At 23.1% G+C, this 13600-nt stretch carries 10 protein-coding genes and 1 pseudogene; 7 read left to right on the top strand and 4 right to left on the bottom strand.

Going from position 1 to position 13600, the window contains the following annotated elements; translation table 4 throughout:
* Window positions 1-33: 33 nt before the first annotated feature.
* The 4 genes from AACK92_RS04785 to def form a co-directional block, all read right to left on the bottom strand.
* The gene (locus tag AACK92_RS04785) at window positions 34-978 is read right to left on the bottom strand and encodes a hypothetical protein (RefSeq protein ID WP_339020599.1); all 945 of its coding nucleotides are present in this window, start codon (window positions 976-978) and stop codon (window positions 34-36) included.
* A 54-nt stretch (window positions 979-1032) separates the two neighbouring features.
* The gene (locus AACK92_RS04780; protein ID WP_339020598.1) at window positions 1033-2703 is read right to left on the bottom strand and encodes an APC family permease; all 1671 of its coding nucleotides are present in this window, start codon (window positions 2701-2703) and stop codon (window positions 1033-1035) included.
* Window positions 2703-4502 carry a ribonuclease J gene (locus AACK92_RS04775; RefSeq protein WP_339020596.1) on the bottom strand — a complete coding sequence of 600 codons (1800 nt, stop codon included), beginning with the start codon at window positions 4500-4502 and terminating at the stop codon, window positions 2703-2705. The genes AACK92_RS04780 and AACK92_RS04775 overlap by 1 nt, the downstream gene beginning before the upstream one ends.
* A gap of 172 nt (window positions 4503-4674) precedes the next feature.
* Window positions 4675-5268: a peptide deformylase gene (gene def / locus AACK92_RS04770; RefSeq protein WP_339020594.1), complete on the bottom strand. Its 594-nt coding sequence runs from the start codon at window positions 5266-5268 to the stop codon at window positions 4675-4677.
* On the opposite strand from def, the gene rsmD reads away from it, so the two are divergent.
* The 7 genes and pseudogenes from rsmD to AACK92_RS04730 all read left to right on the top strand — a co-directional run bounded on the left by rsmD (window position 5216) and on the right by AACK92_RS04730 (window position 13599).
* Complete coding sequence (gene rsmD / locus AACK92_RS04765) at window positions 5216-5905, top strand: 16S rRNA (guanine(966)-N(2))-methyltransferase RsmD (RefSeq protein WP_339020592.1); 690 nt, start codon at window positions 5216-5218, stop codon at window positions 5903-5905. The two genes, def and rsmD, sit on opposite strands and share 53 nt — an antisense overlap.
* A 4-nt stretch (window positions 5906-5909) precedes the next feature.
* Window positions 5910-6794 carry a guanylate kinase gene (gmk, locus tag AACK92_RS04760; RefSeq protein ID WP_339020591.1) on the top strand — a complete coding sequence of 295 codons (885 nt, stop codon included), beginning with the start codon at window positions 5910-5912 and terminating at the stop codon, window positions 6792-6794.
* Window positions 6794-7921, top strand: coding sequence for a 16S rRNA (cytosine(967)-C(5))-methyltransferase RsmB (rsmB, locus tag AACK92_RS04755; RefSeq protein WP_339020589.1), 1128 nt, complete (start codon window positions 6794-6796; stop codon window positions 7919-7921). The genes gmk and rsmB overlap by 1 nt, the downstream gene beginning before the upstream one ends.
* Window positions 7922-8085: 164 nt before the next feature.
* A complete protein-coding gene (locus tag AACK92_RS04750; protein WP_339020587.1) occupies window positions 8086-9957 on the top strand; it encodes a hypothetical protein in 1872 nt (623 codons plus the stop codon).
* Between the two features lie 630 nt (window positions 9958-10587).
* Window positions 10588-11661, top strand: a pseudogene (gene rlmN, locus AACK92_RS05835) (23S rRNA (adenine(2503)-C(2))-methyltransferase RlmN).
* Window positions 11651-12409 carry a PP2C family protein-serine/threonine phosphatase gene (locus AACK92_RS04735; protein ID WP_339020582.1) on the top strand — a complete coding sequence of 253 codons (759 nt, stop codon included), beginning with the start codon at window positions 11651-11653 and terminating at the stop codon, window positions 12407-12409. Before rlmN ends, AACK92_RS04735 begins: the two are co-directional and overlap by 11 nt.
* Before the next feature lie 179 nt (window positions 12410-12588).
* Entirely contained in the window at window positions 12589-13599 is a 1011-nt protein-coding gene (locus AACK92_RS04730) for a serine/threonine-protein kinase (RefSeq protein WP_339020580.1), read from the top strand.
* Window position 13600 lies beyond the last annotated feature (1 nt).

Genomic DNA, 13600 nt, shown 5'->3' with positions numbered 1-13600 from the left:
AAAAAAATTAGTTTTTTTACTAATCTTTTTTTATTAAATTGTTTCAATTTTTAAACCTTGAGTATTTTTAACAAGTATTTTAAATTCTCCTTGTGATTCACTTTTACTTGTTATATCAATATAAAAGTATTCATCTTTTATAGGATCATTATTATTCTCATATTCATCTCCAAGTTTAAAAATTTTACCATCAGTAGATTCAGCTTTATATAGTTTTTTTGGTTTTTCCATTTTTGTTATTTTTGTATTTTTAACTTTATTGATATGATCAACTATTTCTTTTATTTTATCTTTATTAATCATAAGTCAATCTATTATTTGTTCTTTATTTTGAAAAGCCATATTTTGTGATAATTCAAATCCTCAATTTTCTTTATCTTCTCCATTAATTCAAACTTCCATTGTTATTTCTAAATTAAAAGTATTTTTAAATTCTCTTTGGATATCTTTTAAATTTTTTAATGGTTTATAAGAGCTTGGACCATAAAGTCTAACATTTTCATTTCCTATTGTTGCTAGAGCATTTATAAAATAAGAAACTCCTGAATTTTGATCATTGTATCTTTCTATTTCTAGTCTATGATTTTGAATATTCATATTATCTATATTTTTTTGAGCATTAATAAATTTTTTACTAAATAACTTTATATCATTATTTTGTGAATATGCTTCAACAAAATTTGTACTTATATTTCCTATTGAATATTTATTTGATTTTTCTATATCAATTGAGTTAAACAATTCTGTAACACAAGATTTAAGTGCATTTGTTAAATCTGGAGGATTTATAATAGCTTTTTCAATTCCATTTATATTTGTAAATTTAATATTTTTTATATCTAAACTTGAAAAATTATAAGAATAACTTTTTGTTACAATTTCAATTTTAGTATTAATATAAAAATTATAATTAATTACTGGTATTATTGTCCCAACAGATAAAAATGTACCTCCTAAAACATTAAGTATTTTTTTCATTTAAATCCTCCTCAATTAGTTTTATTATAATATAAAAAAATAATCATATATTGACTATTTTAAAATTGCTTTATTTTTTAGTTTTTCTTCTTTTAATTGATCTTTATAATTTCTATATTCTTCATTTTCTTTAGAATCTTCTAAAGCAATTGCTTGCATTTCTTCTACAGTTAAAATTCTAAATAATTTTTCATATTCAGCAATTTCTTTTGCTCTTTCAGAATTTGAATCCATTTTAGCCATTTTAGGTTTGTAATATAAGAAGTATTGTAATACTGCTCATACAATTACACCTGAAACGTATATTAATTGGAATATACTACTTACAAGAGCTTGTATATTTTGTGAATAGTTAATTTTGCCACCATTTGGATTAGCAAATGGTTTTAATAATGAAGTTCATAAGTAACTTCCTAATATAAACAATAAGAATATGACAGTTATACTTCAAGCAATATATTCTCAAATTTGTACTTTAACATTTTTTCTTATGCCTTGAACAATAACAGTTGGAATAATTGTTCCATAAATTGCAAATAATAATATTGATGCACAACTAGCAATTGTTGAATAATTTAATGGTGAAGGAGACTTTGTAAGTCCTTCAATAATATCTGGAATAAATAAGAACATTGCTGCACATATGGCAAATAATATAATTGTTGAAAAAACTCCAGCTACTGGAATGTTTTCTTTATTTTCTTTTTTAAATATTGGTGAAATATATCCTTGACTTGATAAAGGTTCTAAAGTAGATCCACCAAACATTGTAACTTGTAATGAAGAGTTAAATCTTATTAGCATTGTACAAATAATAATTAAAGTTGGTCCAAATACTTTTAAGAAGTTATTTTCTCCAAAGAATTGTGTATTTGGATTTGAACTAAATTTTTTTCCTCCAACAGCAAACATTGTTATTACTGAAAATATAATGTAAAAGCTTGTTGTTAAAATCATAATAATTACAATTGCAATAGGCATATTTTTGCCTCTATTTTTTATATTTTTACCTGTTGTTATAAAAGTTTCAATTCCTCCAAAAGCAAAGAAACAAGTTGTAAATGCTTTTGTAAACTCTCCAAGTTTTAAATCTGTTTCTGTATATTTTTGAAATGGATTTGCTTGTAAATTAGTAAATCCAGCAACTAAACCAAATACCATTAATAAAACTGTAATTCCTCATGTCATATAACCTATAATTAATCCAACATATTTATATTTTTTAATACCAAAAAATATAATTGTTGCTGCAAACATGTATAGAGCAAATGCTATTAAATCTAAATATAAATTACCTCATGGACCAAACTTACCATATTTTCCGGTATTATTTTGTCCTACCAATCAGAATCTTGCATCTTCTTGTGGTCCAAAATTTGCTCTAACCATTGTAACTATTAAAGCCATTCCAATAACTGGAATAACTGAATAGTTAAAAAATCCCATTAATAGTCCTCAGAACTTATTAAATGCAGTTCTAACATATTGACTTCCTCCACCGTTTGCTTGTGGATGGTATCTTACTAATTTAGCAAAAGCTCAAGCACACATAAATGCTATGAATCCTTCTAAAACGAATAATCATACAATATGAAGTCCTATACCTGACCCATCTTCTGCAAGAACTATTTCTCCAAAACTTGCTGTAAATGTAATTCCAGCAATAAAAGTAAATCCAATTCATATAATTGAAAATGGACCTAATTGTTCTTTTTTTGTTTTCATTATTTTACCTCTACTTTTTTATTTAATATAACTGGAATAATTAACGGATTTCTTCTTTTATATCTAAAAATGAAAGGCGATAATGATTCCTTAATTGAATTTTTTATAGCTCCAAAAGTTGGTTTTTGTGACTTAAGAACTTCTTGTACTGCATTTGTAACAATATTAATTGATTCTGCAATTACATTTCCACTATCTCTTACATAAAAACTTCCTCTAGAAACAATTCTAGGTGGAGCAGATAGTTTATTTGCTTGAGAATCTATTGAGATAATTACAGCCATTAAACCATCTTTACTTAATATGTTTCTTTCTCTAATAACATTACTTGCTTTTCCTGTCATATCTTTTCCATCAATAAAGACAGCTTCTGCTGGAATTCTTTTTCCGATTTGACTAACTCCATTGTGTAATTCAATTTGATCTCCATTTGCAACTACAAATACATTATGAGGTTTAACATTAACTTTTGTTGCAGTTTCACCGTGAATTTTTAACATTCTATATTCACCATGCATTGGCATAAAACATCTTGGTTTTAATAAAGTAAATAATAATTTTTGTTCTTCTTGACTCGCATGACCAGAAGTGTGAATTTTATTTTCAGTGCTATTTTCAATTACATTAGCACCAATTTTTGTTAATTTGTTAATTACATTTTCAACATCAGATCTATTACCTGGAATAGGTGATGAAGACATAATTACAGTATCTCCTGGAATTATTTTAATTGTTTGATGTTCCATTCTAGATATTCTAGAAAGAGCTGCCATAGGTTCTCCTTGACTTCCAGTACATAAAATCATTATTTGATTTTTTGGAAAATTATCAATTTCATTTGATTTAATAAACATTTTATCATTGATATTTAAGTGACCCATTTGTCTAATTATTTTTATAATTCTTTCAATACTTCTACCAATAACAATAATTCTTCTTCCATATTTATTTGCCAATTCAATTATATGTTGAAGTCTATGTACATTTGATGCAAAAGAAGCAATAATAATTCTTCCTTTTGATTTTAGAAAATGTGTATCAATATTTTGAATAACTTTTCTTTCACCAATTGTATAACCTTCAACTTCAGCATTTGTTGAATCAGCCATTAATAATTCAATTCCATCATTTCCTCATGAAGCTAATCTTTGAACGTTTGCATCATGACCTAATGGTGTTCAGTCAAATTTGTAATCTCCTGTTGAAAAAATTGCACCATTAGGTGTTTGAATATGGATTCCAAATGCATCGGGTATTGAATGATTAACTGCAGCAAATTGAATTGTAAAATTTTTTGTTGCATATACGTCATTTTCTATGTATTCTTTAACAACTGTTTTATTTTGTAATTTATATTCTTTTAGTCTATCTCTAATTAAAGCTGCAGCTAAAGCTGGTGCATAAATTACTGGTACTTCTACTTGTTGAAGTAGATAAGGAATTCCACCAATATGATCTTCATGACCATGTGTAATGAATAAACCCTTTAATTTTTTATTATTTTCTACTAAATAACTGAAATCAGGTATTACAGCACTTACACCTAATTGTGTAGCATCTGGAAATTTAACTCCAGCATCTATCATTATAATTTCATCATTATATTCTATACAATAAGTATTTTTACCAACTTCTTCTAATCCACCTAGAGCATAAACTTTAGTAGGAAAGGGTGCTTGTGGTAATTTTTTCTTTGGTGGATTTATATTATCTTTTAATTTTTTTATTTCTATTTTTTTCTCTAAATCTGCAACTACGCTTTTTATCTGTTCTAGAGACTGTTGTTTTTTGTCTTCCATTTTATCAACTCCTTATATTCAATTTTGTAAAAATTTGTAAAAAGATATTTCAAAAGCATTAAATTGTATTATCATTTCCAAATAATTTTAAAAAATCATATTTAAATATATTCTAACTTAAAAGATAAATAAAAAATAAAAAAATATTTAAAAAATCACAAATAAGTATTTTTTAAATAATTATTCAATTTTCATCTTGAAAGTTTGGATCTTCTTTATTAATTCTATCGTAATAAAGTTGCCCTTTATTATGTTCTAATTCATGCTGAAAAACAATTGCATGATATCCTCTTAAAGTTAAATCAACTTCTTCTTTTTTTAATCAATCATAACCTTGTACTTGAATTTTATAATTTCTTGGAACTAAGCCTTTATGATTTTTATCAACACTTAAACATCCTTCTCCATCACTCAAACAACAAATTTGATCACTTTTTGCAGTTATTTTAGCATTTACTAATGCAAATTCTTCAACATCTCATTCAAATCGAGCAAAAAACATATTTACATTGTTTCCTATTTGAGGAGCAGCTAATCCTACAGCTGGTCTTAAATAATCTTCATTTTCTTTTTTGTTCAATTCTAAATCTTGACTGTATCTTACAAAGTCAATTAATTTTTTCATTATCAATTCATTTTCTTTATTTAAAGGAATTTCAACATCTACAGAAAGATTTCTAATAACTTCAGGTTGAGTATCTTTTCAAAGTCATTTGTTTGTTGGAATTTCTTTTTGTAATAAATCTTTTTTTAAGTCTAATTTCATAAAATCATTACCTCAATATTGATTATATATTAATTATTTTTTGTATAATATAAAAGCAAAGGAAATATTAAAAATGAAAGTTATAAGTGGTCTTTTTAGAGGAAGAAAGTTAGCTACATTAGAAGGAATGAATACAAGACCTACAATTACAAGAATTAAAGAAGATATGTTTAATGTTTTGAACAATTACTTTATTTTTGAAAATAAAGTATGTTTAGATCTTTTTGCAGGTAGTGGAGCTTTATCATTAGAAGCTTTATCAAGAGGTATTTCTTTTGCTTATGTAAATGATCATCATAAGCCAGCATTAGAAATTATTAAGCAAAATTTTAGAGGATTAGAAAATAGTGAATATCAAATATTTAATTTAGATTATAAAAAAATGCTTGATTACTTAATTAATTTAAATAAAAAAATAGATCTTATTTTTCTTGATCCACCATTTGCTAAAGTACAATATTATTATGAGTTTTTCAAATATATATATGATAAGGAAATACTAAGTAATTATGGTATATTAATAATAGAATCTGAATTGCAATTAGATGTTTCAAAAATCTCAATGCTTAATATTTTAAAATATAAAGACTTTAAAAATAAGCATTTATATATTTTAAGACTTGAAAAAGAGGAGTAAAGCGATGAATAAACAAGGAAAAATAATTATTTTATCTGGACCTTCAGGTGTTGGAAAAGGAACAATTAATAAGGAATTAGCACAAGATAAATCACTAAATTTAGTACAATCAATTTCAATGACAACTCGTTCTCCAAGGCCAGGAGAAATTGATGGAGTTAACTATTTTTTCGTGGATAGAGATACTTTTAAAGATGCTATTCAACATGATGAATTAATTGAATATGCAGAATTTATAAATAATTATTATGGTACTCCAAGAAAAACAGTATATGAAAAAATAGCTAAAGGTGAAAATGTTATCTTAGAAATTGAAGTAATAGGTGCAACTCAGGTTCTTAAAAAAGAAAAACCTGAAAATTTAGTATCAATATTCTTAATGCCTCCAAGTTTAAAATCTTTAGAGCAAAGACTAAGAAAACGTGGAACAGAATCAGAAGAAATTATTAAACAGAGATTAGATAAAGCACTTTTAGAAATTCCATTAAAACATAAATATCAATATGTAATTGAAATTGATAGTGTAGAAAATGCAGTTGCAAAAGTTAAAGAAGTATTAACAAAAGAAAATTGTTTAAGTGTAAATTCTTCAGAAAGTATTTATTTTAAATTAAAATTAGAGGTTTTTAAAATTGTAACTGAACAATATGAATATTTTGTTAATAATTGAAAGGAAAATGTTCAAAAAGTAGGTGGTCAAAAAATTGAAGAAAACTTTGATTTTAAAAATTATCTAATTGAATTATTGACCAATAAAACTTATGCACATGTTTTAGCAAATGAAGATTTAGATATTCTTAATAGTTCAGATTTTATTAATACAATTGTTGAGCACTTTATGATTGATGTTAACTTCTTTAGTATTGAACAAGAACAATTCAAAAAATAATGAATGCAAGAAAAGAAGCATTAAATATTTTATTTGAGGTATTTAAAAATAATAAATTTTCAAATAAATTACTTAATAATCTTATAAAAAAAGAAGCTATGTCAAAAAAAGACATAGCCTTTATTTTTAAATTAATTTATGGAACTATTCAATACAAAATTTATTTAGAATATGTTGTTAATAAAGTTATTGATTCTAAAAAAACGGACTATAAAATACAAATTCTTTTATGAATGAATTTGTATCAATTAAAGTTTCTAAAATCAAAATCTTATTATGTAATAAATGAAGCTGTGGAAATTGCAAAAAAAATTAAAGAAAACTCTTCTGGTTTAGTTAATAAGGTATCAAAAAAATTACTTGATAAAAAATTATGAGAAGTTAATATAAAAAATAAGCAAAATGTTTTTCCTTTGGAAAACGGTTTTCCTTTTTGATTATTTAAAAAAATTGAAAAAGATTATTCAAATGAAGAAGCAAAAAAATTTATTTTACATTCAAATAAGGAAAGCAAGATTAGTTTAAGATTAAATACTTTAAAGATTTCTGTTAAAGAATTTGAAGAAAAATACTTAGATAAGTACAATTTTAAAAAATCAGAATTAATTAATTATTTCTATTTATCAGATTTAAATATTATAAATGAAGATATTTTTAAAAAAGGATATGTAACTGTTCAAGATCAAGTAAGTGGATTTGCATCTTTCATTTTAAATCCAAAAGAGAATTCAAAGGTTTTAGATATGTGTTCAGCTCCTGGAGGTAAGTTAACTCATTTAGCACAAATTATGAATAATACAGGAAATATAGATGCTTATGAACTTCAAAAAAATAAAATAAGATTAGTTGAAGAAAATATTTTTAGACTTGGAGTTAAAAATGTAAATTTAAATTGTAAAAATGCACTTGATATAGAAGAACAAAAATATGATTATATTTTATTAGATGCTCCATGTTCTGGATATGGTGTTATAAGACAAAAACCAGAAATAAAATTAAAAAAATACTCAAATGAAGAGAATTTAATTAAATTACAATCAAATCTTTTAGAAAAAGCTTATAAATGTTTAGACAAAAATTCTGAATTAGTTTATTCTACTTGTACAATAAATAAAAATGAAAATTAAAGTCAAATAGAGACTTTTTTAAAAAAACACAATGATATGAAAAAAAGTTATGAGAAAGTCTTTTTTGGAAGTGAATATGATAATGATGGTTTTTATATATGTAAAATGAAAAAAAATTAGTTTTTTCATTTTTTTTATCGATAAATTTATTGGGAGGATTAAAAATGATAAAAATTTTTAAAATTATTTTTTTATTTCTTAATTTCAGTTTTTTCTTATCTGATTTATTAAATCCTGAAGTTATTAATTTAATAGAAAAGGTTGTAGATATAAAAAATAATTTAGTAACTAAATCACCATATTATTTATTAGAAATGCCAAAATTTTCTGATAAAAATGTTGAAATAAAACAGAAAGAGAATAGTAGTATTTATAAATCAACTATTGAAGAGTTTATTTCTTTAAATGAACTCAGGTTAGAAACTATAAGAGATTATTGATTTGACTCTAGTTTAGAATTAAATATTAAAAGTATTTCAGAAAGAAATGCCAGAATTATAAATCAGGAAATGAGTTCTTTGGATCAAAATTTGACAAGAGATAATTTTGATTTTCAAGTAAAACTTGAAAAAAGACAACAAATAAAAATAATTGAAAAGGAATATAGTTATCATGATCAATGAACTGATACTTTTATTTTTACTAAATTAAATTTAGAATTTAAAAAAATTTATAAGGATAATAATGAAGGTGTAAAAATTTCAGGAACAATAAATGAGGAAATTTTAGCAGACCCAAAAATAATTGATATAAGTGCACTTGAATCATTTTTAGGTGCATCTGTTAGAGGAGGTTTACTTTTAACTTCATTTAAAAGCAATTTTATTTCTAGAAAAGATTTTTTTCAAGATAAAAAAGAAAATTATTATAGTCATTATATAAATTCTGATAATATTTATTCTCTTAGTAGGGAAAATTTAGAGAGTTTTTTATTTTATGATGCTAATTTCTATAAATTTTTAAGCTTAAATAATCAAGCAAATTATATTTTAAAGTTAAAAATTCTATTAAATCAAGATTTATTTACAAAAAATAAATTTATTGGAGTAGTCAGTATTTATGATAATAATAAAATGATTATAAAGAATATAAAAGTATTTTTTGAAGCAAAGGAAATTAATAAAAAAAATTATTCTGTAGGTTTAAAATATAAAAGTAAACTTAAAAATATTTATGAAAATCATAAAAAAATAAAGTATTTTTTATCTAATAAATATAAAATTAACTATCAAGATATAGACTTTGATAATAATGATTTAAAAAACTCAGTATCTATAAAAAAATTTAATTCAGAAGAAACTGCAATTTTTAAATATACATATAAAAAAGTTAATGGAGTAATTTTAACTTTTTATATAAAAATTTATCATATAGATGAAAAATTTGATGAAGATATTTTTATGTCAAATTGAAAAGATATAAAATTTGAAACTACAAATAAAAACTATGAAGTTAATGAATTTAAAATTATATATGAAAGTCCTATTACTGGTGAATATATAAAATTTAAAGATATTAAATTAACAGAAGAAAAAATAAAAATTAATAAAAATGAAACTAGAAAAATTTTTATTATAAATGGTGAAAGTTTTAAAAATATAAAAGTCAAAAATAGTGCTAATATAGAAGTCAAAAAACAAGGAAGTAATTTTTTAGAGATAAAAGCTTTAAAAAAAGGAAATGGTTTTATTGAAGTTGATTCAATAGATGCTATAAATAAAAAAATAATAGAAGTAGAAGTTTATGAAATAAAAGACTATTTTTCTTTAGATAAAGATTTTATTACAATTGAAAAAGGTAAAATAGGTTTTATAAATGTATATACTAACTCAATAGAAAATCTTGTTATTATAAATAGAAATAAAAATATTAGTGCAAAATTTGAAAAAAATAAACTTTCAATTAAATCAGTAATAATTGGTATTTTTGAAATTGAAGTAATTTCTAATATAACAAAAATAACTAAAAAAGTAAAAATAGAGATAACTAATACTAATAGTTCTATTTTATTTGATAAAAAAATAGTTATTAATTAAATTAATACATCAAGTTTTATTAAAATTTTAAATTATGAAGAGTTAGAACCAGAACAAATTAAAATTGAGTCAAATTCAATTAATCTTTTATTTATAAAAAATAAATCTAAAATTATTTTATTTTCAAAAGATAAAGGAGATTTTAACTTAAAAATTACTTATAAAGCACAAAAAACTATTATAAAAGTTAAAAGTTTTACAAAATTAGTTGAAAAAGAAATAAAGTCAAGTGATAAAATGATTACTTTTAGTAAAAATAATCATGAACTAAAAAAATATAGCAAAAATATTAAAATTAGTTAATCAGATATAGATTTTAGCTTTTCTTTAATTGATAACTCTAAAATAGGATATTTAGAATTATTTAATGAAGAAGGAGAAAAATTAAAAATAACTCTTTTAAATAATGAAAAAAATGAAAATAATAATAAAAATCAAGAATATCAATCTAAAAATAATAGATCTAAGCTAGTAAAAATTTTGGCTTTATCCTTAATTCCTTTAAGTTTTGGAATATCTATTTTATTGTTCTTTTCTTTAAAAAAAATTTATAAAAAAGAACAAAATAAAAAATAAGTCTTTAAATTAAAAAATATTAGTATGATAAAATATATCTTGGAGTAATAATTTATGGAACAAACAAGCATATTTATATATACAATTGAAGAATTAGAAAATATTCTTTTAGAAAATGGTTTCAAGAAATTTTCTGCAAAGCAAATATATGATTGAATTTATATTAAAATGGAAACAAATTTTGATAATATGACTAATTTAAGTAAGGAATTAAGAGAATTTATTAAAAAAAGATTCACATCAAATTTACTTAAAGATTTAGTCACAGAAGAGTCAAAAGATGGAACAATTAAAATTCTATTTATGCTTGATGATAAAAAAACTATTGAAACAGTTCTAATGCCACAAAAATATGGTCAATCAGTTTGTGTTACAACTGAAGTTGGTTGTAAAATGTCATGTAAATTTTGTGCATCAGGTCTAATAAAAACAGAAAGAAATCTTTCTGTTGATGAAATAGTTAAGCAAATATAAACAATGAATTTATATTTAAAAGAAAAATACAAAAATGATCTAGATAATAAAAGAGCTAGAGTAAGTCATATTGTTGTTATGGGTATTGGTGAACCATTTGATAATTATGATAATGTTCTTAAATTTGTTAAAATAATTAATGATAAAAATGGTTTTGAAATTGGAGCAAGAAATATTACAATTTCAACTTGTGGTATTGTTCCAAAAATTAAAGAGTTTGCAGATTTAAAAACTCAAATAAATTTAGCTATATCTTTGCATGCTTCAAATAATGATGTAAGAAATCAAATAATGCCAATTAATAAAGCATATCCAATAGAAAAATTATTAGACTCTGTTAGATATTATGTAGATCAAACAAATAGAAGAGTAACATTTGAGTACATTTTAATTGATGGAATTAACGATAAACCAGAACATGCAAATGAATTAGCAAAATTAATTATAGGAATTAATGGATATGTAAATCTAATACCATACAATGAAGTTGAAGAAAATCCTTATAGAAAATCAAATAGAATAGATAAATTTTTTAAAATTTTGAAAAAGCAAGGAATTAATGCAATAGTTATAAAAGAATTTGGAGCATATATTGATGCTGCTTGCGGTCAATTAAGAGCAAAAAGGGAAGGTGTCATAAAAAATGAAATTTAAAAATGTAAAGATTACTGATGTAGGAAATTATAGAAAATCAAATCAAGATTATCTTGATTTTTCAATAAAGAAATCAGGAGAAGCATTTGGTATAGTTTGTGATGGTATGGGTGGACATGCTTATGGCGAAATTGCATCTGAAATGGCTGTTAAAAAGTTTATTGAGTATTTTCAAGAACAGGATTTTTCAAACTTAACTCAAAAAGAGGTTAATAGATGATTAAGAAATTCAGTAAGTAATATTTTAACTGAAATGATTGAATACTCTAATGATAATTTTGAAACAAAAGATATGGGAACTACATTAACAGCCATTTTATTTACAAATGTAGGAGCTTTTGTAATAAATGTTGGAGATTCAAGAACCTATAAATTAGTAAATAATGAGTTATTTCAAATAACTCAAGATCAGAATTTATGAAATTCAACTCCAGAAGCTGAAAGAAAAGATATTCAAATGTCAGGAGTTTATGAAAAAGCAAATGATTTTACATTTTGAAAAGTTCTTACAAGTGCTTTAGGACCACAAAAAACTTTAAGAATTGACACATATTATATTGAAAATCAAGAAGGTACCTATATACTTACAACAGATGGTGTTCATGATTATATTGATGAAGAGATTACTGCATCAACTTTAAGCAATAGAAAAGTTAAACTTAAAGATAAAGTTGATTTAATTATTGAAGATGCAAAAGATAATGCATCAACTGATAATTTATCAATTTTAATTATTGAAGTTGAATAATAATTTTAATATAAGAGTATGCTTTTAAAAAAGTTTCTTTACTTTAAAATATTATTTATTTTTAAAAATTTGTAATATTTTATTAACTAAAAAGTTTGTTAAATTAAAAATTATAGTAAAAGCAGAGTAATTTAAATCTGCTTTTTTTGTTATTATATTATTGTTAAAGGAGCAAAATTATGAATAAATATAATCCAGGATCTATGATAAATGACCGTTATGAAGTAATTAGTCAGCTTGGTAAAGGTGGAATGGCATCTGTTTTTAAAGCATATGATATTTTTACAAAAACAATTGTTGCTGTAAAAGTTGTTGCTCCAGAAATAGTTATTAAACCTATTGGACAAGAAAGATTTGAAATTGAAAAAGAAGCTTTTGCAAAATTGGGATCAAATCCTTATGTTGTAAAACTTTTTGATATCATTCAAAATGGAGATGAATGATTTATCATTTTGGAGTTTGTTGAAGGTGGAACTTTAAAGGATAAATTTCAAGAATTTGGTTCAATGACTTTAAAAGAAATTAAGTATTATTTTTCAAGAATTTGTGATGCTCTTTCAGAAGCTCACAAATTAAAAATAATTCACAGAGATATTAAACCAGATAATGTTTTGCTTACTCAATCAGGAGAAATCAAATTAGGAGATTTTGGTATTTCTGTTATGGAAGGTATTTCAACAGAAAATAATAAAGCTATTGGTACTCCAAAATACATGCCTCCTGAAATAATTGCAGCACAAGCTCCATCTCCTCAAAGTGATATTTATTCTTTAGGTATTATGCTATATGAATTTGCAACAGGAACTGCTCCATTTATTGCAAAAGAAGCTCCAAAAATTGCAGTTAAGCATTTGAAAGAAGCTCCAACAAATCCTAAATTAATAAATCCATCTATTCCTCAAAGTCTTGAAAATCTAATTTTAAAAATGATTGAAAAAGAACCACAAAATAGATTTGAATCTATTAATGAGGTTAAAAAAGAATTATTAAAAATAAAATATACAGATAATTCAAAACCATATATTTATCATAAAAAAGAAACTCTTATTTTAAACGAAGGTAAAAAAACAATCAAAGTAGGAACTATATATGATAAGTTACCTATTATAGTAAAAACAAAATTCTTTTTATCGTTCACAATTATCTTTTTGTTGCTTATTATTTTATTTGTTGTGGTATTGGTAATTTAGT

The organism is Spiroplasma endosymbiont of Atherix ibis (assembly GCF_964020005.1).
Taxonomy (GTDB): domain Bacteria; phylum Bacillota_I; class Bacilli_A; order Mycoplasmatales; family Mycoplasmataceae; genus Spiroplasma_A.
This window is presented reverse-complemented; position numbering and strand designations above follow the sequence as displayed.